The 23,881-nt window shown below is 68.6% G+C and carries 22 protein-coding genes, 1 tRNA gene and 1 pseudogene; 19 read left to right on the forward strand and 5 right to left on the reverse strand.

The window, feature by feature from the left end:
* Window positions 1-26: 26 nt before the first annotated feature.
* The 8 genes from C4S70_RS06470 (at window position 27) to C4S70_RS06505 (ending at window position 9,306) form a co-directional block, all read left to right on the forward strand.
* Window positions 27-1,520, forward strand: a complete 1,494-nt coding sequence (locus tag C4S70_RS06470) for a UxaA family hydrolase (protein ID WP_104007303.1) — start codon at window positions 27-29, stop codon at window positions 1,518-1,520.
* Window positions 1,521-1,659: 139 nt separating this feature from the next.
* Window positions 1,660-2,700: a Gfo/Idh/MocA family protein gene (locus tag C4S70_RS06475; protein ID WP_104007304.1), complete on the forward strand. Its 1,041-nt coding sequence runs from the start codon at window positions 1,660-1,662 to the stop codon at window positions 2,698-2,700.
* Entirely contained in the window at window positions 2,697-3,665 is a 969-nt protein-coding gene (locus tag C4S70_RS06480) for a shikimate dehydrogenase family protein (protein ID WP_146064184.1), read from the forward strand. Before C4S70_RS06475 ends, C4S70_RS06480 begins: the two co-directional genes overlap by 4 nt.
* The gene (locus C4S70_RS06485; protein ID WP_104007306.1) at window positions 3,658-4,542 is read left to right on the forward strand and encodes an NAD(P)-dependent oxidoreductase; all 885 of its coding nucleotides are present in this window, start codon (window positions 3,658-3,660) and stop codon (window positions 4,540-4,542) included. Before C4S70_RS06480 ends, C4S70_RS06485 begins: the two co-directional genes overlap by 8 nt.
* A complete protein-coding gene (locus C4S70_RS06490; protein WP_104007307.1) occupies window positions 4,539-5,267 on the forward strand; it encodes an SDR family oxidoreductase in 729 nt (242 codons plus the stop codon). The genes C4S70_RS06485 and C4S70_RS06490 overlap by 4 nt, the downstream gene beginning before the upstream one ends.
* Window positions 5,268-5,411: 144 nt before the next feature.
* Window positions 5,412-5,485: transfer RNA gene (locus tag C4S70_RS06495), tRNA-Cys, on the forward strand.
* 212 nt (window positions 5,486-5,697) lie between these two features.
* Window positions 5,698-8,379, forward strand: coding sequence for a bifunctional acetate--CoA ligase family protein/GNAT family N-acetyltransferase (locus C4S70_RS06500; RefSeq protein ID WP_104007454.1), 2,682 nt, complete (start codon window positions 5,698-5,700; stop codon window positions 8,377-8,379).
* A 9-nt stretch (window positions 8,380-8,388) separates the two neighbouring features.
* Window positions 8,389-9,306 (forward strand): histone deacetylase family protein, encoded by a 918-nt coding sequence (locus tag C4S70_RS06505; RefSeq protein ID WP_104007308.1) that lies wholly within the window; start codon window positions 8,389-8,391, stop codon window positions 9,304-9,306.
* 41 nt (window positions 9,307-9,347) lie between these two features.
* Here the strand turns inward: C4S70_RS06505 and C4S70_RS06510 are convergent, their stop codons facing one another.
* Window positions 9,348-9,770 (reverse strand): MerR family transcriptional regulator, encoded by a 423-nt coding sequence (locus C4S70_RS06510; RefSeq protein ID WP_104007309.1) that lies wholly within the window; start codon window positions 9,768-9,770, stop codon window positions 9,348-9,350.
* A 148-nt stretch (window positions 9,771-9,918) separates the two neighbouring features.
* Here C4S70_RS06510 and merA point away from each other — a divergent pair, with 148 nt between their 5' ends.
* The 11 genes and pseudogenes from merA to C4S70_RS19400 all read left to right on the forward strand — a co-directional run bounded on the left by merA (window position 9,919) and on the right by C4S70_RS19400 (window position 19,735).
* A complete protein-coding gene (gene merA, locus C4S70_RS06515; protein WP_104007310.1) occupies window positions 9,919-11,349 on the forward strand; it encodes a mercury(II) reductase in 1,431 nt (476 codons plus the stop codon).
* A 368-nt stretch (window positions 11,350-11,717) separates the two neighbouring features.
* Window positions 11,718-12,830, forward strand: a complete 1,113-nt coding sequence (locus C4S70_RS06525; protein ID WP_104007312.1) for a 4Fe-4S dicluster domain-containing protein — start codon at window positions 11,718-11,720, stop codon at window positions 12,828-12,830.
* Window positions 12,831-12,841: 11 nt separating this feature from the next.
* The gene (locus C4S70_RS06530; protein ID WP_104007313.1) at window positions 12,842-13,303 is read left to right on the forward strand and encodes a cyclic nucleotide-binding domain-containing protein; all 462 of its coding nucleotides are present in this window, start codon (window positions 12,842-12,844) and stop codon (window positions 13,301-13,303) included.
* The gene (locus C4S70_RS06535) at window positions 13,296-14,129 is read left to right on the forward strand and encodes an FAD/NAD(P)-binding protein (protein WP_235003743.1); all 834 of its coding nucleotides are present in this window, start codon (window positions 13,296-13,298) and stop codon (window positions 14,127-14,129) included. The genes C4S70_RS06530 and C4S70_RS06535 overlap by 8 nt, the downstream gene beginning before the upstream one ends.
* 1 nt (window position 14,130) lies before the next feature.
* Window positions 14,131-14,928 (forward strand): NADH-quinone oxidoreductase subunit B family protein, encoded by a 798-nt coding sequence (locus C4S70_RS06540; protein WP_104007314.1) that lies wholly within the window; start codon window positions 14,131-14,133, stop codon window positions 14,926-14,928.
* Window positions 14,903-16,192, forward strand: a complete 1,290-nt coding sequence (locus C4S70_RS06545) for a Ni/Fe hydrogenase subunit alpha (protein ID WP_104007315.1) — start codon at window positions 14,903-14,905, stop codon at window positions 16,190-16,192. The genes C4S70_RS06540 and C4S70_RS06545 overlap by 26 nt, the downstream gene beginning before the upstream one ends.
* A 4-nt stretch (window positions 16,193-16,196) precedes the next feature.
* A complete protein-coding gene (locus C4S70_RS06550) occupies window positions 16,197-16,679 on the forward strand; it encodes a hydrogenase maturation protease (protein WP_104007316.1) in 483 nt (160 codons plus the stop codon).
* A gap of 56 nt (window positions 16,680-16,735) precedes the next feature.
* On the forward strand, window positions 16,736-16,978 hold the full coding sequence (locus C4S70_RS06555; RefSeq protein WP_104007317.1) for a HypC/HybG/HupF family hydrogenase formation chaperone: 243 nt from the start codon (window positions 16,736-16,738) through the stop codon (window positions 16,976-16,978).
* A gap of 96 nt (window positions 16,979-17,074) precedes the next feature.
* Window positions 17,075-17,266 carry a cation-transporting P-type ATPase gene (locus tag C4S70_RS19390; protein ID WP_327315014.1) on the forward strand — a complete coding sequence of 64 codons (192 nt, stop codon included), beginning with the start codon at window positions 17,075-17,077 and terminating at the stop codon, window positions 17,264-17,266.
* Between the two features lie 104 nt (window positions 17,267-17,370).
* Window positions 17,371-18,447: pseudogene (locus C4S70_RS19395) on the forward strand (HAD-IC family P-type ATPase); the annotation flags it as partial.
* A gap of 112 nt (window positions 18,448-18,559) precedes the next feature.
* Window positions 18,560-19,735, forward strand: coding sequence for an HAD-IC family P-type ATPase (locus C4S70_RS19400; RefSeq protein WP_327315015.1), 1,176 nt, complete (start codon window positions 18,560-18,562; stop codon window positions 19,733-19,735).
* Window positions 19,736-19,822: 87 nt separating this feature from the next.
* On the opposite strand, the gene C4S70_RS06565 is transcribed toward C4S70_RS19400, so the two are convergent.
* From C4S70_RS06565 to C4S70_RS06580, 4 genes are read right to left on the reverse strand one after another with little or no spacing between them, the layout of a single operon-like run.
* Entirely contained in the window at window positions 19,823-21,493 is a 1,671-nt protein-coding gene (locus tag C4S70_RS06565) for a hydrogenase maturation protein (protein WP_104007318.1), read from the reverse strand.
* Window positions 21,493-22,518, reverse strand: coding sequence for a hydrogenase expression/formation protein HypE (hypE, locus tag C4S70_RS06570; RefSeq protein ID WP_104007319.1), 1,026 nt, complete (start codon window positions 22,516-22,518; stop codon window positions 21,493-21,495). Before hypE ends, C4S70_RS06565 begins: the two co-directional genes overlap by 1 nt.
* Window positions 22,515-23,663, reverse strand: coding sequence for a hydrogenase formation protein HypD (hypD, locus tag C4S70_RS06575; protein WP_104007320.1), 1,149 nt, complete (start codon window positions 23,661-23,663; stop codon window positions 22,515-22,517). Before hypD ends, hypE begins: the two co-directional genes overlap by 4 nt.
* The gene (locus C4S70_RS06580) at window positions 23,660-23,881 is read right to left on the reverse strand and encodes a HypC/HybG/HupF family hydrogenase formation chaperone (protein WP_104007321.1); all 222 of its coding nucleotides are present in this window, start codon (window positions 23,879-23,881) and stop codon (window positions 23,660-23,662) included. The genes hypD and C4S70_RS06580 overlap by 4 nt, the downstream gene beginning before the upstream one ends.

The following is a 23,881-nucleotide window of genomic DNA, read 5'->3' on the forward strand; positions in this document are numbered from 1 at the left end:
CCATCAGTTCAAGACCCGAAGGATCCATGTCCGCCACCATCCGCCTCGATCCGTCCGACAATGTCGTCACCGCCCTGCGCGCCCTGCGCGCGGGCGAAGAGGGTGCGACCCAGCCGATCCCCCGCGGACACAAGCTGGCCACGCAGCCCATTCCCGCGGGCGAGGCGGTGCGGAAATACGCGCAGGTGATCGGCTATGCCGCCCGGGACATCGCGGCGGGCGAGCATGTGCACACCCACAACCTGGAATTCCGCAACGTGTCGCAGGAGTATGAATTCGCCACCAACCTGCGGCCCGCCGAACCGGTCGCCCGGCCCGATACCTTCATGGGCTATCGCCGCGCGAATGGCCGGGTGGGCACGCGCAATTACATCGCCGTGCTGACCTCGGTTAACTGCTCGGCTACGGCGGCGCGGATGATCGCGGCGCATTTCACCCCCGACCGCATGGCCGCCTATCCCAACGTGGACGGGGTGGTCGCCTTCGTCCACGGCACCGGCTGCGGCATGGCCGGATCGGGCGAGGGGTTCGAGGCGCTGCAACGGGTGATGTGGGGTTATGCCCGCAACCCCAACGTGGCCGGCGTGCTGATGGCGGGGCTGGGCTGCGAGATGAACCAGATCGACTGGCTGGTCGAGGCCTACGGGCTGACCCCCGGCCCCCTGTTCCAGGCGATGAATATCCAGGACGTGGGCGGGCTGCGGCGCACGGTGGAACTGGGCATCGCCAGGGTCGAGGCGATGCTGTCCATCGCCAACGAGGCCCGGCGCGAACCCTGCCCGGCGTCCGAGCTGATGGTTGCCCTGCAATGCGGCGGGTCGGACGCGTGGTCCGGCATCACCGCCAACCCCGCGTTGGGTCATGCCTGCGATCTGCTGGTGGCGCAGGGCGGAACCGGAGTTCTGGCCGAAACCCCCGAGATCTACGGTGCCGAACATTTGCTGACCGCCCGCGCGGTGTCGGCGGAGGTGGGGCAGAAACTGGTGGACCTGATCCGCTGGTGGGAGGATTACACCGCCCGCAATCGTGGCAGCATGGACAACAACCCAAGCCCCGGCAACAAGAAGGGCGGGCTGACCACGATCCTTGAGAAGTCGCTGGGCGCGGCGGCCAAGGGCGGCACGACCCCGCTCACCGGCGTCTACAAATACGCCGAGCCGGTCACCGCGCGCGGCTTCACCTTCATGGACAGCCCCGGCTACGACCCGGCCAGCGTGACGGGACAGATCGCGTCGGGCTGCAATCTGGTGGCCTTCACCACCGGGCGCGGTTCGGCCTTCGGCTCCAAGCCCGCGCCGACGCTGAAGATCGCCACCAACACGACGATGTATGACCGGATGACCGAGGACATGGACGTGAACGCCGGCCGCATCCTGACCGATGGCGCCTCGGTCGAGGAGGTGGGCCGCGAGATTTACGACCGCCTGTTGCGGCTGGCCTCGGGCGAGAAATCGAAATCCGAGGCGCAGGGTTTGGGCGACTACGAATTCGTCCCATGGCAGATCGGAGCGGTGATGTGAGGTCGGGGGGATGGCATCCCGCCCGATCCGCGCAGCGAACCGGGATGCGCCCGCTCGCCCCGCAGGCGGGCGCCCTCTGCGCCCCCCTCGGGCGGACGCATCCCTCGCGTGTCTCCCTTCACACAGGAGCTGATATCCCATGACCGCGCCGCTGCCCCTTGCCGTGATCGGCGGTGGCTCGATCGGCCAGCGCCACGCGCGCCTCGCCGCCCTGTCGGACGAAGTGCGCCTGACCGCCGTGGTCGAACCGAACCCGGCCCGCCGCGCGGAACTGGCCGACAAGGGCCTACCGGTGGCGGACACGGTCGAGGCTGTTCCGCCCGACACCCGCGCGGCCATAATCGCCACCCCGACTCAGAGCCATTGCGCCGACGCGCTGGATGCGCTGTCGCGGGGCTGGGCGGCTTTGGTGGAAAAGCCCGTCGCCGCCACCCTGGCAGAGGCCGACCGGATGATCGCCGCCGCCGATACCGCCGGCCTGCCGCTTTTCACCGGACACCACCGGCGCTGTCACCCCTTCGTTGCCATCGCGCGCGACAGGCTGGCGCAAATGGGGGATCCGGTCGCGGTGCAGGGCATCTGGGCGCTGCGCAAGCATGACGGCTATCACGATGCCGCCTGGCGTGTGGCGCGGGGCGGGGGGCCGGTGCTCATCAACCTGATCCACGACGTGGACCTGTTGCGCCTGCTGGCGGGCGAGATCGTGCAGGTTTCGGCCATGCTGTCCAGCGACCGGCGCGGCGGGCCGGTCGAGGATACCGCCGCGATCTGCCTGCGCTTTGCCTCCGGTGCCCTGGGGACGTTCCTGCTGACCGATGCCGGCGCCTCGCCCTGGGCGTTCGAGGCCGCAACCGGCGAGAACCCCGCCATCGCCACCACGCACGAGGACTGCTGGCGTTTCATCGGCACGCGGGGGGCACTGTCCTTTCCGTCGCTGGCGCTCTGGCGCGACGCGGCGGGGGGCGTGCCCGACTGGTCGCGGCCCATGCTGATGGTGCAGGAGGGAGACCTGCCGACCGTCGATCCGCTGGAGGCGCAACTCTCCCGGTTCGCCCGGGTCGCACGCGGCGGGGCGGATCCGCTGCTGGCCACCGGCGCGGACGGGCGCGCCGCGCTGGCCGTGACACTGGCGGTGCTGGAGGCCGGGGCCGAGGGACGCCCTGTGACGGTGACGCCGTGACCGCGCCCCCAACCCAGTCCCGCACCCTGCGCTGCGGCCTGATCGGGGCCAATATCGGCCGCTCGCGCTTTTCTGCGGGGTTGGAGACCTTGTGCGACCTTGCGGGGATCAGGTTGGACTTCACCGCAATCGACACGGCGGGAAAGCCGGCGTTCGACCTTGCCGGGACGGTCGCCGCCCTGCGGGCCGAGGGCTGGGACGGCGTGGCCATCACTCATCCGTGGAAATCGGCGGCGGCGGACCTGATCGGGCGTGAGATTTCCATCGCGCCCGACACCGAGGGGGGGCGCAATCGCGCCCGCCCTGGGGGGCGGGGTCGGGCGCGGTCCGGGCCTTCGGCCCGGACAGGATCGCAGGAAACGGCGACGCGCCTTGGCGCCGTCAACACCCGGATCTTCACGCCGGACGGTATCGCCTGCGCCAACACCGATTGTTCCGGCTTCATAGCCGCGTGGCGCCATTTTTTCGGCGACAGTCCGCCGGGCAGCGTGGCCATGGCCGGGGCAGGGGGCGTGGCCCGCGCCCTCGCCCCCGCGCTGGCCGAGCTCGGGGCCACCGAAATCACCGTCTGGGACACCGACCCCGCCCGCGCCCGGGCGCTCGCCGCGCTGGTCGGCCCCGCCTGCCGGGCGATCCCGGCCGACAGGGCGCCGGAAGCGATCGCCACCGCCGACGGCCTCGTCAACGCCACCGCCTGCGGCATGGCGGGCTATCCGGCCTCGGCCTTCGCGCTGCCGCTGCCGAACCGACCCGCCTGGGCCTTCGATGCCGTCTATACCCCGGTAAACACGCGCTTTCTGTCCGCCGCGCGGGCGGCCGGGGCGCGGACCCTCACCGGGTTCGACCTGTTTCAACACATGGCGCTGGCCAGTTTCCGGGCGCTGACCGGGATCGCCCCCGATCCCGTGTTCGCCCTGCCGAGACTTTCCGCGCTCAGACCAAAGGAGGAATACGACAATGCCTGAAGAACGAATCGGATTCATCGGCCTGGGCCTGATGGGCCGCGCCATGGTCGAATGCCTGCAAAAGAACGGCTATTCCGTCACCGTGATGGGCCACCGCGACCGCACCGGAGTCGAAGAAGCGCTGGCCCGCGGCGCGACCGAGGCGAAAACCGCCCGCGAACTGACCGAGGCAAGCGACATCGTGATGTTCTGCATGGGCACCTCCGACCAGGTTGAATCCCGCGTCTATGGCGAAGACGGCGTGCTGGCCGGGCTGCGACCGGGACAGATCGTGATCGACTTCGGCACCTCTCTGCCGGCCTCCACCAAGAAGATCGGCGCCGACATGGCGGCCAAGGGGGCGACCTATCTCGATGCGCCGCTGGGGCGCACGCCGGCGCATGCGGTGGAAGGGCTCTTGAACATCATGTGTTCGGGCGACAAGGCCGCCTATGACCGGGTCAAGCCGATCCTCGATGTGCTGGGCGAGAATGTGTTCCACCTCGGGCCGCTGGGGGCGGGGCACACGATCAAGCTCATCAACAACTTCTACGCCATGACCACCGCCTGCGCCATGTCCGAAGCCTTTGCCATGGCCGACCGCGCCGGGGTCGAGCGGCAAAAGCTCTATGACGTGATGGCCGCCGGGCCGAACCATTCGGGCATGATGGACTTCATCAAGGCCTATGCCATCGACGATCAGATCGCGCTGGCCTTTTCGGTGAAGAACGCGGCCAAGGACGTGGGGTATTATGAACGGATGGCCGAGGATCTGGGCGCGCCGTCGCAGATGGCGGTCTGCGCCGACCGCGCCTTGAACACGGCGATCGCCGCGGGCAAGGGCGAAATGCTGGTCCCGCAGATGGTGGACTGGTTTGCAGGGGAGAAGAGCAAATGAACCGGCTTGAGGGAAAGACCGCCTTTGTCACCGCGGCGGGACAGGGGATCGGTCGGGCCATCGCCACGGCCTTTGTGGCCGAGGGCGCGCGGGTCATCGCCACCGATCTCGATGGGTCCAAGCTCGACGGGATCGGCGCGGCGGCGACCATGGCGCTGGACGTGACCGACAAGGATGCCGCGCAGGCGGCGGTCCGGGATGCCGCGCCGGACATTCTGGTGAACTGCGCGGGCTTTGTCCATCACGGCACGATTCTGGAGGCCACGGACGAAGAGCTGGATTTTGCCTGGGCGCTCAACGTCCGCGCCATGTTCCACACCATGCAGGCGGCGATCCCCGGCATGATCGAACGCGGCGGCGGGTCGATCGTCAACATCTCGTCGGTGGTCTCTTCGCTGATCGCCGCGCCCAACCGCTGCGTCTATGGCACCACCAAGGCGGCGGTGATCGGCTTGACCAAGTCGGTCGCGGCGGACTTCGTCACCCAAGGCGTGCGCGCCAACGCGATCTGCCCCGGCACGGTTGAAAGTCCGTCCCTGCACGACCGGCTGCGGGCCACGGGCGACTATGACAAGGCGATGCGCGACTTCATCGCCCGCCAGCCGATGGGCAGGATCGGCCGGGCCGAGGAAATCGCCGCACTCGCGGTCTATCTGGGGTCCGATGAAAGCGCCTTTACCACCGGCCAGACGCATATCATCGACGGCGGCTGGGCCAACGCCTGACGCCGATGCCCGGTCCGCCCCCTCGCGAGGACCGCCCCGGGGCGGGTCCTTGCGTTCGCGGCGCGGAGGCGTGGCATGAAATTCTCAAACCCGTCTTGCAATATTCTCGAACATCGCGTACCTGCCTAAAGCACCACTGGAAAAGGCGAGTTGGCGGAGTGGTGACGCAGCGGATTGCAAATCCGTGTACACCGGTTCGATTCCGGTACTCGCCTCCATCTCCCCGCAAAACCCTGACGCCGCGACCGGATGCTTGGCCATCGGATCGCCCTCGTTCAGGTCGGCGGCGACGAACCGCTTGATGCAGGTCAAGGCCGGCGACCTCTGCGGGACGTATTCCGCAGCCTGGGTCGGTTCGATGCCACGCCCGCCGCGACCGGTGCCGGGCAAGGCTTGAATCGGCAGAAATTTTCGACCCCGGAGTTTCATGATGATCCGATCTCCTCTTGCCCCGCTGTTCGATCCGGGATCGGTCGCCGTGTTCGGCGCCTCCGACAACCCCGCCAGCGTCGGGGGCCGTGTCCTCGCCAATATCCGCCGCGCCGGGTTCGGAGGGCGGCTCTATCCGGTCAATCCCAAACATGACCGGCTGGGCGACATGCCCTGTTACCCCGACCTTGCCAGCACAGGGGCTCGGGTCGACCTGGCGGTGATCGCCACGCCTGCCCAGACCGTGCCCGATATCCTGCGGCAATGCGGCGAGGCCGGCACGCGCCACGCGGTCATCCTGTCGGCCGGCTTTGGCGAGGGCGGCGGGCCGGGGGCCGAGAACGTGGCCCCCCTGAAAGAGGCCGCGGCGCGGCATGGCGTGCGTTTTCTGGGGCCGAACTGCGTGGGGCTGGTGCGACCGTGGCTGGGACTGGACGCGACCTTTCTGCGGTCGGAAACCCCGCCGGGGGGGCTGGCGCTGGTGTCGCAGTCGGGGGCGCTGTGTTCGGCCATATCGGACTGGGCCGAGCCGCACGGGCTGGGCTTTTCGGCGCTGGTATCGATGGGCAACGCGCTGAACATCGACTTTGGCGACGTTCTCTATTTCCTGGCCAACGACCCCAAGACCCATGCCATCCTGCTCTATGTCGAAGGTATCCGCGATGCGGCGTCGTTCATCTCGGCGCTGCGCCATGCGGCGCGGCTCAAGCCGGTGATCGTGCTCAAGGCCGGGCGCAATGTGCAAAGCTCGGCGGCGGCGCACACCCATACCGGGGCGCTGATCGGCGATGACGCGGTGTTCGACGCGGCGCTGTCGCGCGCCGGCGCGGTACGCGCGCGCAGCTTCGGGCACCTGTTTTCGGCCGCCGAAATCCTCGCGCCGGGGAAACGCGCGCGCGGCAACCGGCTGGGGATCATCACCAATGGCGGCGGAGCCGGCGTTCTGGCGGCGGACAGGGCCGGCGATCTGCGGGTCGATCTGCCGGCGCCGTCCAGGGCCACGATCGAGGCGCTGGACAAGGTGCTGCCGCCCTATTGGTCGCGGTCCAATCCGCTGGACATTCTCGGCGATGCGCGGCCCGAACAGTTCAAGGCCGCGGTCGAGGCCGCGCTGCGCGATCCCGGCTTCAACGGCGTTCTGGTCATGCTGACGCCGCAGGCAATGACCGACGCCACCGCCGCCGCGCAGGCGCTGGTGGATGCGATCCCCAAGCGCACGCACAAGCCTGTCCTGGCCTGCTGGATGGGCGAAACCGCCGTGGCCGAGGCACGCCGACTGCTGTCCTCGAACGGGATCCCGGACTTCACCACCCCCGAAAGCGCGGTCGAGGCATTTTCCTATCTGGCCGAGCATCACCGCAACCGGATGCTCGCGCTCGAGGTGCCGGGGCCGCTGCATGACGATCTGCCGCCCGACACCGAAGGGGCGCGCATGATCATCGAAGGCGCCCTGGCCGAAGGCCGCCACATGCTGTCGGACATCGAATCCAAGGCGGTGCTGCGGGCCTTTCACATCCCGATCAACCTGACCATCGAGGCCGAAACCGCCTCGGAGGCGCTGATCGCGGCTGAATCAGTAGGCTATCCGGTGGCGATCAAGATCAACTCGCCGCAGATCGTGCACAAATCCGACATCGGCGGGGTCCGGCTGAACGTGCATACCGCCGCCGATGTGAAACTGGCCTTTCGCGATCTCGTGGAGACAGCAAGGCGCGAGCGGCCCGACGCCACGATCAAGGGCGTCACCGTGGAAAGGATGGCGCATGTCGAGGATGCGCGCGAGTTGTTGGTGGGGGTCAGCCGCGACGCGGTGTTCGGTCCCGTGATCGTGTTCGGCGCGGGCGGCACGATGGTCGAGGTTCTGCGCGACAGCGCCGTGACGCTGCCCCCGCTGAACGAGGTGCTGGCCAACCGGCTGATCAACCGCACCCGCGTCGCCCGCCTGCTGGATGCGTTCCGCGACCGCCCGGCGGTGGACCGCAAGGCGGTGATCGACGTCCTGCTGCGGGTGTCGGACATGGTGTGCGAACTGCCCGAGATAACCGAGCTTGACATCAACCCGCTGGTTGCCGGGCCCGGCGGCGTTCTGGCCGTTGATGCCCGGATCGGCATCGCCCGCCCGCCGGCCCGCCACGGCCCTTATGACCACATGGCGATCCATCCTTATCCGCGACACCTGGTGCAGCGCGTGCACCTGACCGACGGCACGCCCCTGACCATCCGGCCGATCCGCCCCGAGGACGCCCAGGCCGAGGCCGCGTTCGTGCGTGACCTGTCGGACGAGGCCAAGCGGTTCCGCTTCATGGGCTCGGTTGCCGAACTGTCGCCGGAGATGCTGGCCCAATTCACCCAGATCGACTATCGCCGCGAGATGGCGCTGGTCGCGGTCATCGAACGGGACGGCAAGCCCGAACAGCTGGGCGTGGCGCGCTATACGATCAACCCCGACAACACCAGCTGCGAATTCGCGATCGTGGTGTCCGACAGGTTCCAGACCCGGGGGCTGGGTACGCGTCTGATGAAGGCGCTGATCGACGCCGCCCGCCAGCACGGGTTGAGCCGGATCACCGGCACCGTGCTGCGCGACAATGCGCCGATGCTCAAGCTGATGGAAGAGCTGGGCTTTTCCCAGCAGCGCGACCCGGAGGACCCGGATTGCGTGATCGTGGACCTGCCGATCTGAGGGCGCAGGATGCTGGGGTTCATTTCTCATCCCGACTGCCGGCTGCACGATACCGGATCGCTGCACCCGGAATCGGCCGAACGGCTGGACGTGATCGGCAATCAGCTCATCATGTCGGGGCTGGATTACGTGCTGCGCCACCATGATGCGCCCGAAGCCACGCGGGAACAGCTCGAACGGGTCCATGACCCTGCCTATCTGGACCAGCTGTTCGCCACCGATACAAGCCGGGGGCCGGTGGCGATCGACGGCGACACGGTGCTGTCGGCGGGTTCGATCCGGGCCGCGCTCTTGGCGGCGGGGGCGGGCGTGCTGGGCGTGGACCTGATCATGCGGGGCGAGGCGAACCCGGTCTTTTGCGCCATTCGCCCGCCCGGCCACCACGCCACGCGCGACCGCGCGATGGGGTTCTGTCTGTTCAACAACATCGCCGTCGCCGCGGCACACGCGCTGGCGGAACACGGGCTGCGCCGAATCGCGATCCTGGATTTCGACGTGCACCACGGCAACGGCACCGAAGACATCTTTCACAGCGACGACCGCGTGCTGTTCTGTTCGGCCTTTCAGCACCCGTTCTATCCGTTCACCGGCCACGAAAGCGATGCGACCAACCTGGTGGACGTTCCGCTGCCGGCGGGAACCGGCGGCCCGGCGTTTCGTGCCGCGATCGAGGCGCACTGGCTGCCGGCGCTGGAACGGTTCAGGCCCGAGTTCATATTTGTCTCGGCGGGGTTCGATGCGCACGCGATGGACGACATGTCCCATCTTGCCCTGTTCGAAGCCGATTATGCCTGGCTGAGCCGGCAGATCGTCCAGGTCGCCGACCGGTTCGCCCAAGGGCGGGTTCTGACGATGCTCGAAGGCGGCTATGACCCCGGATCCCTGGCGCGCAGCGTGGTGGCCTATGTCAAGGCGCAACTGGACTGACCCCCTGTCGCCTTGATCCGGCGGCGCCGGCGGCGATGGGTCTAATCCGCCTGCTGCAGCGCGTCGATTACGGCGCAGTCGGGCACCTCGTCGCCCGTGCATCGCGATACGGTTTCGCTCAGAACCCTTTCGATCCGCCGCAGATCGGCGATCTTGGCGCGCACGGCTTCGATATGCCGCTGCGCCAGCGCCTGCACATCCGGGCATGTCCCCGCCCGGCCGTCCACCAGATCCAGCAGATCGCGGGTTTCCTCCAGCGTAAAGCCCAGATCCCGCGCCCGCATCACGAACCGCAGCCGCGCAACATGGCTTTCGTCATAGACGCGATAGTTGCGGGCCGTGCGCGGCGGCGGGGGCATGATGCCGATGTTTTCGTAATAACGGATGGTCTCCAGATTGCAGCCGGTCAGCCGCGCGAGTTCGGACCGGCGCAACCCTCTTACCTTTCCGCGACCGTCATTCATGCGTTTTCCCGTTGAGTCTGTATGAACTACAGAGCGTAAGCAGGCTTTATCGACATGACAAGGACGATTCGATCGTGACCGGGGCGGAGCCGTCCGTCCCGGCCATGCCGGATCCGATCCCGGGTGATCGCAAGAGAAAGACAAGACCATGAAGGACTGTCGCAACGCAGACAAGGACACGGGCGCCCATGACCTGATCGTCATTGGTGCCGGATCGGCGGGATTTTCCGCCGCGATCACCGCGGCCAAGGCGGGCCGACGCGTGGCGCTGGTGGGTCATGGCACCATCGGCGGCACCTGCTTGAATGTCGGATGCGTGCCGTCCAAGGTGATGATCCGCGCCGCCGAGGCGGTTCACGCCGCATCGGCCGCAGGCCGGTTCCCCGGCATCGCCCCCTGCGCGCCCGGCGTCGATTGGCCGGCGCTGGTGGCCGGCACCGCGGCGCTGGTGGAGGAGATGCGGGACAAGAAATACATCAGCCTCCTGCCCCAATACGAGAATGTCGACTATGTCGAGGACGGCACCGCGCGACTGGTCCCCGGCGGCGTCGAGGTCGGCGGGCGGAAGATCACGGCCGGACGGATCATCGTTGCCACCGGATCGCGCCCGCTGATGCCAGAGATTCCGGGGATCGACGCGGTGGATGTGCTTGACAGCACCGGCCTGCTGACGCTGCCCGAACGGCCCGAGAGCCTGATCGTGCTGGGCGGCGGCTATATCGGTTGCGAACTGGCGCAGATGGCGTCGCGGCTGGGGGTGCAGGTCACGCTGGTCACCCGCTCGCGCCTGTTGCCGGGGGCAGAGCCCGAGGTCGGCACGGCACTGACCGAGGCGTTGCGCGCCGAGGGCATCCGCGTGGAAACCGGCCTGCGCTACCGCGAGGTGGCCGCGCGGGACGGCGGCGTGGCGCTGATCATCGAACGCGGCGGCAAGGCCGAGACGCTGACCGCCGCGCGGTTGGTGGCCGCAACCGGGCGCATCGCCAATTCGCAAGGCCTCGGGCTGGAGGCGCTGGGGATCAAAACCGACGCGCGCGGGTCGATCAAGGTCGGCCCGGACATGGCCACCACCCGCCCCGGCGTTTATGCCGCGGGCGACGTGACCGACCGCGACCGGTTCGTCTACATGGCCGCCTATGGCGCCAAGATCGCGGTGAACAACGCGCTGGGGCTCAGGCCGATGACCTATGACAACGCGACCATGCCCTGGGTGGTGTTCACCGACCCGCAAGTGGCGGGCGTGGGCCTGACCGAGGCGCAGGCGACTGCCGTGGGCCACGAGGTCAGAACCAGCGTTCTGGGGCTCGACAACGTGCCGCGCGCGCTGGCCGCCCGGGATAGGCGGGGGCTGATCAAGCTGGTGGCGGACGCGCAAACCGACCGCCTGCTGGGCGGCCAGATCGTGGCGCCCGAAGGGGCCGACACGATCCAGACGCTGGCGATGGCGCTGAAGATGGGGATGACCACCAAGGCTCTGGGCGAGACGATCTTTCCCTATCTGACGACGGTCGAAGGACTGAAGCTCGCCGCGCAAAGCTTTGACAGGGACGTGGCCAGACTCAGCTGCTGCGCAGGGTAGGGCGTGGGCCGCCCGAGAGCGCGATCTGCCGGCCTGCCTGCCCGTTGCCCTGACCGAAGCCGGAACATTCTACCCGCCGCCGGTCCAGGGATGGGGGGCGCTTCCAGGACGCGCCGCGCGGTCTCCGGCCCGGGCGATTGGATGTTGCCGGTGCGCAGGGCAGCCTCGGCGTGACCCACCGAGATCTGCAGGAAACAGGCGGCCAGCGTGATCGTGTCCTGACCATGAGATACGGTCGAGCCTGTGCTGGACCGGATCGCCCGGACTGGCCTTTACCCGGTGGCCAGGCTTGCATTTGCGGGGCGGAAATGTTTCCCTTCGACGGAAACGGGTGCGGGCATTCCCGTTCGCGCCCCGGAAACAGGTGGATGGAGCCGGAGGACCGGGTCATAGTGGCGATTGCCGGGTTGAACGCCTTGATCGGGGCGCTCGACCGCGACGGCTATCGCGTTCTCGGTCCGACCGTGCGGGATGGCGTCATCGCCTGTGGCGACATCAGCGGTGTGGACGAACTGCCCGCGGGCTGGAGCGACGAGCAGGATGGCGGCCGCTATCGGCTGACCCGGTCCGGTGCAGAGACGATATTCGGTTTCACTTCGGGCGCGCAGGCGTGGAAGCGGTTCCTGCACCCGCCGCGTCAGCGGCTGTGGCGGGCAACCCGCGACGGCGATCGGGTTCGGGTCCACGCCGAACCGGCTCCGGACGAACGGTTCGCCTTCATCGGCGTGCGCGCCTGCGATCTGCACGCGATCGCCATCCAGGATCGGGTCCTGACCGAAGGCGCGTATCCCGACCCGTTCTACACGGCTCGCCGCAAAGAGCTTTTCATCGTCGCCGTGAACTGCGCGCGGGCAGGGGGGACGTGTTTCTGCACGTCGATGGGCACCGGGCCGGCGGCAACGTCCGGCTTCGACATCGCCTTGACGGAACTGCCCGGCGAGGGCGGCTCCAGCTTTGTGGCGCAGGCGGGATCGCCGCGGGGTGCCGCTCTGCTGCGGGATGTGGCCGACCGCCCCGCCACCGCCGAGGAATGCGCGGCGGCGGAGGCCATCGTCGCCCGCACCGCCGCCAGCATGGGGCGCGCGATGCCGGATCACGACCTGCGCGCGCTGCTGTTGGACAACCCGGACCACCCCCGCTGGGACGACGTGGCCGACCGCTGCCTGACCTGCGGCAACTGCACGATGGTCTGCCCCACCTGTTTCTGCACCACCACCGAAGACTCGGCCGATTTGTCCGGAACCGAGAGCACCCGAACCCAGCGTTGGGAGTCCTGCTTCACCATGGATTTTTCGTATATTCATGGCGGCAGCGTTCGGGCCTCGTCCCGCGCGCGCTATCGGCAATGGATGACGCACAAGCTGGCGACCTGGATCGACCAGTTCGGCACCTCGGGTTGCGTCGGCTGCGGGCGCTGCATCACCTGGTGCCCGGTGGGCATCGACATCACCGAAGAAGTCGCGGCGATCGCGCAAGGGTAGGGGGCACGGCGATGGAAGATTTGCAACGTATCATTCGCGCACATCCCTTCTTTGCCGGGCTCAGCGACGCCTTTTCCGAGCTGATCGGCGGCTGTGCCCGCAACGTGGTGTTCGCAGAGGGCGACCATCTGTTTCGCCAAGGCGAAGAGGCCGATGCGCTCTATCTTCTGCGCAGCGGCCAAGTGGCGCTCGAGATCACGGCGCCAGGGCGCGGAACCATGACCTTTCTGACGCTCGGTCCGGGCGACGTGGTGGGCGTGTCCTGGTTGGTGCCACCCTATCGCTGGAGCTACGACGCCAGGGTGGTCGAACCGACCCGCGCCATCGCGATGGACGCGCATTGCCTGCGCCGGAAATGCGAGGACGACCCCGCGCTGGGTTACGAATTGATGAAGCGGTTCGTGCCGGTCCTGTCGCAACGGCTGCAGGCGGCGCGGCTACAGATGCTGGATGTCTATGGACCAGATGGCTGAACCCCGCATGGCGCACCCGCTCGTGCCGCGCGTCGCGCATGTCCGCCGCCGGTGGCGGGACGGTCCCGATGTCTGGACGCTCGAGATCGAGGACGGCGCAGGCAGCGGCTTCATGCCGGGCCAGTTCAACATGCTGACGGTCTTTGGCGTGGGCGAGGTGCCGATCAGCCTCAGCGGCGATCCCGCGGACGGAAACCGGATCCGGCACACGGTGCGCGCGGTTGGCCCCGTGACGCGGGCGCTGGCGCGGCTGCGGCCGGGCGACCCGCTGGGCCTGCGCGGCCCGTTCGGCACCGGCTGGCCGACCGATGCGCTGGACGGCCGGGACGTGGTGATCGTCGCCGGCGGGCTGGGTCTTGCGCCGCTGCGGCCGGCTATCCTGCAACTTCTGGCCCGGCGCGACCGGATCGGCCGGCTGACGCTGGTCTATGGGGCGCGCAGCCCCGATCAGATCCTGTTCGCCCGCCAGCAGGACCGCTGGGGGCGGCGATCTGACATCGAGGTCGCGGTGACAGTGGATCACGCCACCTCCCCCTGGCGCGGGTATGTCGGCGTGGTCACGACGCTGATCCCGCGGGCCGTGTCCGACCCCGCCAACACGGTTGCGCTGGTCTGCGGTCCCGAAATCATGATGCGCTTTGCCGCCGCCGCGCTGACCGATGCGGGCCTGCCCGAGACGGCGATCCACCTGTCGATGGAACGGAACATGAAATGCGCGGTGGGCCTGTGCGGCCATTGCCAGTTCGGCGCCGATTTCCTGTGTCGCGACGGCCCGGTGTTCCGACTCGACCGCATCGCGCGCCGACTGGCGCTACGGGAGATCTGAGATGACCCCGACACCACGCAAACCCCGTCTCGCGGTCTGGAAATTCGCCTCGTGCGATGGCTGCCAGCTGAGCCTGCTGGACTGCGAGGACGAACTGCTCGACATCGCCGCCGCGATCGACATCGCCTATTTCCCCGAGGCCGCCCGGGGCGTGATCCGCGGCCGCTATGATCTGTCGCTGGTCGAGGGCTCGGTCACCACGGCGCACGATGCCGAACGCATACGCGACATCCGCGCCCGGTCGAGGGTGCTGGTGACCATCGGCGCCTGCGCCACCGCCGGCGGAATCCAGGCACTGCGCAACTTCGCGGATGTGCGGGACTATGCCGCGGCGGTCTATCCCGATCCCGCCCATATCGACACGCTGGCCACATCGACACCGATCGCCGACCATGTGCCGGTCGATTTCGAACTGCGCGGCTGCCCGGTCTCGAAACGGCAGCTGGTCGAAACGATCGCGGCCCATCTGGCCGGACGGCGACCAGTGGTGCCCGCGCACAGCGTCTGTATCGAATGCAAGCTGCGCGGCCTGACCTGCGTGATGGTGGCGCGCGGCACGCCCTGCCTTGGTCCGGTGACGCAGGCCGGCTGCGGCGCGATCTGCCCGGCCCACGACCGGGGCTGCTATGGCTGTTTCGGGCCGATGGAAACCCCCAACGCCGCTGCGCTGGCAGAGCGCGCACGGGAACTGGGACTGGGCCAGGACGAACTGCGGCGGGCGTTTCGCAGCTTCAATGCCGCCGCGCCGGCCTTTCGCGAAGAAAGCGAGCGACATGACGACCAGAACGATCAAGGTTGACTATCTCGCCCGGGTCGAGGGCGAAGGCGCGTTCAAAGTGGTGGTGCGCGACGGCGCGGTGCGCTCGGCCGAACTGAAGATCTTCGAGCCACCCCGGTTCTTCGAGAGCTTCCTGCGGGGTCGCGCCGCCATCGAGGCCCCCGACCTCACCGCGCGCATCTGCGGCATCTGCCCCGTGGCCTATCAGATGAGTGCGGTTCACGCGATCGAAGACGCCTTCGGCATCACCGTGGACGGCCCGATCCGCGCCCTGCGCCGTCTGATCTATTGCGGCGAATGGATCGAAAGCCACGCGCTGCATGTCTACATGCTGCACGCGCCGGATTTCCTGGGCTATGATGGCGCGATCGACATGGCCCGCGACCATGCCGAGGCGGTGCGGCGAGGGCTCATGCTCAAGAAGGCGGGCAATGCGATCGTCGCGCTGATCGGCGGGCGCGAGATCCACCCGGTCAACATCCGCGTTGGCGGGTTCTACCGCGTGCCGCGCAGGCGGGAACTGGATCCGTTGGCCGAGGAGTTGAAACGCGCGCGCGATCTGGCGCTGGAAACCGTGCGCTGGGTCGCGGGCTTCGACTTTCCCGACAGCGAGCGCGATTATGCGTTCGTGGCGCTGCGCCACCCGCACGAATATCCCTTCAACGAAGGCCGAATCGTTTCGAATCGGGGGCTGGACATTCCCGTTTCGGACTTTGACCGGCATTTCAGAGAGATGCAGGTCGCACGTTCCACCGCGCTGCATTCGCGAATGGCCGACGGGTCGTCCTATCTCGTCGGTCCACTCGCCCGCTATGCACTGAACTTCGACCGTCTGTCGCCACCGGCGCAGGAGGCCGCGCGCGAATCCGGGTTGGGCCCCGTCTGCAGCAACCCCTATCGCGGCATCATCGTGCGCGCGGTAGAGATCCTGCATGCCTGCGACGAGGCTTTGCGGATCATCGCCGACTATGCCGAGCCCGACCGGCCCCACGTCGCGGTCGAGCCCCGTCCCGGCATCGGCCACGGCGCGACCGAGGCGCCGCGCGGGCTGCTCTTCCACCGCTACGAAATCGATGGCGACGGCCTCATCACCGCCGCCCGCATCGTGCCGCCCACCGCCCAGAACCAAGCCAGCATCGAAGAGGACTTGGCCGGCCATGTCGGCGGATTTCTTGACCTGCCGAAGACCGAACTGCAGCACAAATGCGAACAGACGATCCGCAATTACGATCCCTGCATCTCTTGCGCCACGCATTTCCTGAAGCTCCGGATCGACCGGGAATGACCCCGTGACCGGCCCCGTCCGCCTCGCCGTGATCGGCATCGGCAACCCCCGGCGCGGCGACGATGCCGTGGGGCGCGAAGTGGCCCGCTGGTTGCGGGGCCGAGCGCCGCAGCGCGCTCGGGTGTTGGACACCGATGGCGAACCGGCATCGCTGATCGCCCTTCTGGACGGGCTGGCGGCGGTCTGGATCGTCGATGCCTGCCGTTCGGGTGCGCGTGCGGGCGCGATCAGGCGGCTGGACGTGTCGGCGACGGCGCTGCCATCGGAGTTGACGACGGTGTCCACGCATGGGTTGGGCCTGGCCGAGGCGATCGAGCTGGCCCGCGCCATCGACCGGCTGCCGCCGCACTGCGTGGTCTATGCGATCGAGGCCTCCGCTTTCGACCATGGCAGCAGCCTGACTCCGGACGTTGCCGCGGCGGTGGCCGAGACCGGTCGCCGCATCCTGGCCGAGATCTCCGCCGTCGGCGCGCGCCTGGAGGGGTGACACGGTTGCATATCCCCGTAGCCAGCATGCAACATGGGCACTAGGAGAAAGCGACGATGTGTCTTGCGGTTCCGGGACGAATCCTCAGCCTCACCGGCGACGATCCGCTGCGGCGCGTCGGCCGTGTCGATTTCGGCGGCGTGGTGAAAGAGATCAACCTAGCCTTCACGCCCCAGGCGCGGGTGGGCGATCATGTCCTTGCCCATGTGGGCTTTGCGATCAGCGTGATCGACCCGGCCGAGGCCCGCGCCATCCTGCGGCAGTTGCAGGATCTCGACGGAGCGCGGCACACGCCTTGACCTCTGCGGCTTGAGCCAGATCAAGACGCTGGTTGGCAAGCGAAGCTAGACGATGCCCGACGGAGTCGGACGGGCGGCGATGAACGGGACCGAACGATGAGCGAAACGCGCACCGACTGGCACGCCCGGACGGCGCGGCAGGCCTTGGCCGAACTGGGGTCGTCTCCCTCCGGGCTGTCGCAGGGAGAGGCCGCCGAACGACTGGCAAGACACGGGCCGAACGCCCTGCCGCAGGCGCGTCAGCGGGGCCGGTGCTGCGGTTCCTGCGCCAGTTCAACAACCTGCTGATCTATGTGCTGCTCGCCGCGGCGACGATCACCGCCGGACTGGGCCACTGGATCGACACCGCCGTGATCCTGGCCGTGGTGCTGGTCAACGCGGTGATCGGCTTCGTGCAGGAGGGCCGCGCCGAAGCCGCGATCGCGGCGCTGCACCGGATGCTGGCCCCGCAGGCCACCGTGCTGCGCGACGGGGTCCGGCGGCGCATCCCGACCGAAGAGCTCGTGCCCGGTGACGTGATTCTGGTCGAGGCCGGCGACCGGGTGCCGGCGGATGCAAGGCTGATCGAGGCAAACCGCCTGAAGGCGCAGGAGGCCATCCTGACCGGCGAATCGGTGCCGGTCGGGAAGTCCACAGAACAGGTGGCACGGGATGCGCCGCTGGGGGAACGTCGTTCGATGCTCTTTTCGGGCACGCTGATCGTCGCCGGACAGGGCCGGGGCGTGGTCACGGCAACCGGCGCGGCGACCGAGATCGGCCGGATCAGCGGGATGCTTGCCGAGGTCGAGGAACTGACCACGCCGCTTGTGGCACGGATGGATGCCTTTGCACGCGCGATCACCGCGCTGATCCTGTTCTCGGCGGCGCTGCTGCTCGTCTATGGCCATTTCGTCCAGCGCCACCCGTTCGAAGAGCTGTTCATGACCGTGGTCGGGCTGTCGGTGGCGGCGATCCCCGAAGGCCTGCCGGCGGTGCTGACGATCACGCTGGCGGCGGGCGTGCGCAGGATGGCGGCCCGCCACGCCATTGTCCGCCGCCTGCCGGCGATCGAGACACTGGGCGCGCTGACGGTGATCTGCACCGACAAGACCGGGACGCTGACCCGCAACGAGATGATGGTGGCCAGCCTCGGCACCGCGGCGGCGGACTATCGCGTGACCGGCGAAGGCTATCTCGGCCGGGGTTCGATCCTGCCCGATACCTCGGACGCGCCCGCCCCGGATGCCGCGCGCGGCCAGGCGACCGACCTCGCGCTCGATCGGCTGATCACCGCTGCGCTCGCCTGCAACGACAGTGCGCCGCTGGACGGCGACGATGGCCGGACGGTGGCCGGCGACCCGATGGAAGCCGCGTTGCTGGTGCTGGCGGAAAAGGCCGGACGTCTGGCCGATCGCGCGGGGATCGAGCGCCTGGCTGTGATCCCGTTCGATGCCGAATACCGCTATATGGCCACGCTGGATCGAATGTCCGGGGGTGAGACGCTGGTGCATGTCATGGGCGCGCCCGAGGCTGTGCTGGCGCTCTGTTCCGCGCAGGCCGGCCCGGACGGCCGGCCGGAACCTCTGGATCACGGCCGCTGTCATGACCGCACCGAGCGCATGGCGGTCGCTGAGCCACGACTCGGTGGGCGACGGGCTGGTTCTGCTGGGCCTCGCTGGTCTGATCGACCCGCCCCGGTCCGAGGCGATCGCCGCCGTGGCCGAATGTCGCGGCGCGGGAATAAAGGTCAAGATGATCACCGGCGACCACGCGGCCACGGCCTCGGCGATCGCCGCGCGGATCGGGATCGACTCCGCCCACCGGGTGCTGACGGGCGCCGATCTCGACCGGCTGGACGATGCGCTTCTGGTGGAAGAGGCCCGCCTGACCAACGTCTTTGCCCGCACCACGCCCGAACACAAGCTGCGGCTGGTGACCGCCCTGCAGACCGCGGGCGAGATCGTGGCCATGACCGGCGACGGGGTCAACGACTCTCCGGCGCTGAAACGCGCCGATGCGGGGGTGGCCATGGGCGTCACCGGATCGGACGCGGCCAAGGAGGTCGCCGACCTCGTGTTGACCGACGACAATTTCGCCTCGATCGCGGCGGCGGTGCGCGAAGGCCGGACCGTGTTCGAAAACATCCACAAGGTCGTCAGCTGGACTCTGCCCACCAATGCCGGCGAAGCTGCGGTGGTCGTGATTGCACTGCTGGCGGGGCTGGCCATGCCGCTCTCGGCGCTGCAGATCCTGTGGATCAACCTGGTCACCGCCGGGTCGCTGGGCGTGGCGCTGGCCTTCGAACGTACCGAACCCGGCATCATGCGCCGCCCGCCCCGCGCCGTGAACGCCCCGCTGCTGGACCAGACGCTGGTCTGGCACGTCCTGCTGGTTTCGGTCCTGTTCGTTGCCGGCACCTACGGCATCTTCAACTACGCGCTGGCGCAGGGTTACGACCTGAACCTGGCCCGGACACTGGCGGTCAACACGGTGATCGTGCTGGAAATCTTTCACCTCTTCTTCATCCGCAATTTCCACGCCACCTCGCTCACATGGGAAGCCGTGCGCGGCACCCCGGCGGTGTGGATCGCGGTGGCGGTGGTGGTGGGCGGACAGATCCTCTTCACCTACGCACCTTTCATGCACAGGGTGTTCGCGACCCGGCCCGTGACGCTTGTGGATGGCGCCATAGTCATTGGCATCGGCGTCGCCTTTTTCGCCATCGTCGAATTGGAGAAACAGGTCCGCCTGCGCCTGGCCGCCTCGCCCCCCGGCTGAAAGGACAGAACGCGATCCTGCTTCTTTCTGGTTCCAAATACCCATGCGCCGGCCGCGCCGCGTGCGCGACGCATGCGGTGGAACCCCTCAGCCGCAGCGTGTCAACCGCGCCAGATAATGCGGCGTGCGCGACTTCGGCACCTTGGTGATGAAATTGTAACGCGCCACATGATAGCTGGTGTCGAATCCGAAGAAATTCAGCCGCATCCGCTCCAGCTCTTCGGCGCGGTAATGCGCGAGCGGCTTTTCGGCCTCGTCCCGTTCGCGGCGGGCCTGTTTGGCGGCCAGCCGGGCCTCGAAACCCGGCTCGTCCAGCCGCGCGCGCAGCCGCGCCATCGCCTCGGCCTCGGCCGCGTCCGGGCCGGCCTCGACCAAACCGTCGATCAGCCCCAGCCGCAGCGCGCCCCGTGCCGACAGCGGCAGGCGCGTCTCCATCAATTCCCGCGCGCCCTCTTCCCCCAGCCGGCGCGGCAGCAGATAGGTCCAGTATTCCGAGCCGTAGAGATTGCCCATGTTCTTGTAATGCGGGTTCAGCACCACGCCGTCGCGGGCCAGCACCTCATCGGCGGCCAGCGCCATGAACACGCCCCCCGCCCCGGCATTGCCGCGCATGAGCGACACCACCCACTTGTCGCGCGCCTCGAGCAGGGCAAGGCACACGTCGTCGATCGCCTCGATCAGCTGCATCGACGCCTCGGCGGGGCTGTCGCTGGCCTCGATCGTGGCCAGGTCGATGCCGTTCGACCAGAACTCCGCCCCGCCGGTCAGCAGGATGGCGCGGGCATCGCTGGCCGCGGCCGCGCGGATCGCGGCTTCCAGTGCCCGGCAGCGGCCGAGGTTCATCGCGCCGTTGTGGAACGGAAAGCGGATCAGCGCGATTTCGCCGTGGCGTTCGGTTTCCACCCGGCTCGGTTCTCCGGGCAGATCGACGCGCGGCGGCAGCGGCACGCCCAAAAGACGCAGCGCCTCGACGGCGGGCAGTTTCAGCGTGCGCGCCTCGCCGGGCAGGGTCATCCGCAGTTGGCCGATCCAGACCGCGCCATCGGCGGTGGCGCGCAGGATCGCCTCCTCGCCACGGCCGATGACCGCTCCGGGGGTGCCATTGGCGTCGGCGGGAAGCGCGTCGTGCAGCCACACCGGATGGTCCTCGATCTCGTCGCGCACGCCCGGCATACCGTCGGCGGCGCGGATGCGGGCCAGCACTTCGGCCGTGGTCATGCGCTCCCAGTCGATGGCGCGGTCTGCCTGCGGCAGGACCGGGCGCATCGGCTCGGACCCGTTGTCGCGCAGGGCGGGGCCAAGCCCCTGTTCGAACCGCTCCAGCGCCTCGGCCACCGCCGCCACCGCCGCCTCGGTCACTTCGCGGCGGTAGAGGCTCGATTTGGTGGCCGTCCGCATGGAGAAGCGGCGATGCGACCAGACCGGGCCGGCATCCATCTCCGCCACCGCCTGCAGAACGGTAACGCCCCATTCGGGCGCGCCCTCCTGCACCGCGCGGTCCAGCGCGCTTGGCCCCTTGTCGCCCGGCGGGCCGGGATGCACCACAAGGCAGGGCAGGGTGCGCCAGACATCTTCTGGGATAGCGCGCTTGAGGAAGGGGGCCAGCAGCAGATCGGGGCGCAGCCGCGCCACCGCGCGGCGGGTGGCGGCATCGTTGACGTCGAATTCCACGGCGACCTCATGGCCGGCCTCGGTCAGCTCCAGCCAGATCCGCTGGGTGAGGCTGTTGAAGGCGTGGGTGAGGATCAGGATACGCATCAGCAGATCCTCGGCAGTTGCTCGCCGGCGATCCAGTCCACCATGCGCCGGCCGCCGAAGGCGGTTTCCATCTCGACGAAATGGTCGGGATCGGCGCGCAGCTCGCCGATGATCGCGGCCTCGCGCCCCAGCGGATGCGCGCGCAGCGCCGCCAGCGCGATCTCGGCCTGCTCGGGCGGCACCACCGCCACCAGCTTGCCCTCGTTGGCGACGTAGAGAGGGTCGAGTCCGAGGATCTCGCAGGCGCCGGCCACGCCGGGTCGGATCGGCAGGGCGTCTTCGCGGATGGCGATGCCGACGCGGCTGGCCTCGGCGATCTCGTTCAGCACCGCCGCCAGCCCGCCGCGGGTGGGGTCGCGCATCAGCCGGGTCTGGGGCACCGCGTCCAAGAGCGCGCCCGCCAGCCCGTTGAGTGCGGCGCAGTCGCTGACGATGTTGGTGTCGAAATCAAAGCCCTCGCGGCGGCCCATCACCGCCACGCCGTGATCGCCCAGCGTCCCCGACACCAGCACCACGTCGCCGGGCCTCCCGTTGCGGGCGGAAAGGCTGACGCCCTCGCGCACCTGGCCGAAGCCGGTGGTGGTAATGAAGATGCCGTCTCCCTTGCCGCGCTCCACCACCTTGGTGTCTCCGGTGACGATGTGCACGCCCGCCGTCCGCGCCGCCTGCGCCATCGAGCCCACCACCCGCGCGAGATCGGCCAGCGGCAGCCCTTCCTCGAGGATGAAGGAGGCGCTCAGCGCCACCGGATCCGCCCCGCCCATCGCCACGTCGTTGACGGTGCCGTTCACCGCCAGCGCCCCGATGTCGCCGCCGGGAAAGAACATGGGCGAAACCACGAAGGCATCGGTCGAGATCGCCATGCGCCCGGCCGGGAAGCTCAGGATCGCCTGATCTTCCTCGCCGGTGAGGTCGGGATTGTCGAAGGCGGTCACGAAGAGGTGGCGGATGAGGTCGGCCATGTCGCGCCCACCGGCGCCGTGGCCCATCTCGACCACGCCCTTTTCGAATGTCGCGTGCTTCATTCCGCGGCCTCCATTCGGTTCGGGGCCGCGCGGCGGCGGCCGTATTTGTAATAGGCGGCGCAGGCGCCTTCGTCGGACACCATGCAGGATCCCAGCGGCGTCTGCGGCGTGCATTGCTTGCCAAAGAGCTTGCAGTCGGTCGGCACCGCCGCGCCGCGCAGGATCTTCGGACAGTCGCAGGCCTTGTTCTCGACCGCGCGGCCGGGGGCCATTTCGAACCGCCGTTCCGCGTCAAAGGCGGCAAAGCGGTCGCGCAGGCGCAGCGCCGAATAGGGCACCCGCCCCAGCCCACGCCATTCGAAGCTGCGGCGTAGCTCGAACACCTCGGCCACCAGCGCCTTGGCGGCGGCGTTGCCGGTATGGGTGACCGCGCGGGTATACTGGTTTTCGACCTCGGCCCGGCCTTCGTTGATCTGGCGCACCAGCATCAGGATCGACTGCATCACGTCTATGGGTTCGAACCCGGCGATCACCACGGGTTTGGCGAACTCCTCGGCGAAATAGTCGTAGGGCTGCGAGCCGATCACCACCGACACATGCGCCGGCCCCAGAAAGCCGTCGATCTCGACCGCCTCCATCTGCCGGATCTCGGGCGCCTCGAGGATGTTGGTGATCGCCGCGGGCGTCAGCACATGGTTGCAGAACACGCTGAAATTGGTGAGCCCCTTGGCCTCGGCCGCCTTGACCGCCACCGCCGTGGGGGGCGTGGTGGTCTCGAACCCGATGGCGAAGAACACCACCTCGCGCTCGGGGTTCTCCTCGGCCAGGCGGATCGCGTCCATCGTCGAGCCCACCATGCGGATGTCCGCCCCTTCGGCACGGGCCTTCAAGAGCGACTGCCGGCGCGAGCCGGGCACGCGCAGCATGTCGCCATAGCTGCACAGGATCACGCCCGGCCGGCGGGCCAGCGCGATCGCCATGTCGAGCCGCGTGATCGGCAGCACGCAGACCGGGCAGCCGGGGCCGTGAATCATGCGCACATTGGCAGGCAGCAGATCCTTCACCCCGTAACGAAAGATCGCGTGGGTGTGGCCGCCGCAGAACTCCATCAGGCGGAATTCGCGGTCGGGCTGCGCCTCGGCGGCGATCTGCGCGGCCAGCGCGCGGGCCAGATCGGGGGCGCGGAATTCGTCCACGTATTTCATGGTGCCTCTCCCAGCTCGGCCAGAGCGGCCAGCGTCGCCTCGGCCTCGTCCGGGTCGATCCGGCCGAGCGCATAGCCGACATGGACCAGCAGGTAATCGCCCGGTGCGACCGCGCCCACCAGCACCGTCGAAACCGTCTTGCGCGCGCCGGCCAGATCGACCTCGGCCATCTCTCCGGGGTGAACCTGCGTCACCCGCGCAGGCACTGCGTGGCACAT

Source organism: Jhaorihella thermophila, from assembly GCF_900108275.1.
GTDB lineage: Bacteria > Pseudomonadota > Alphaproteobacteria > Rhodobacterales > Rhodobacteraceae > Jhaorihella > Jhaorihella thermophila.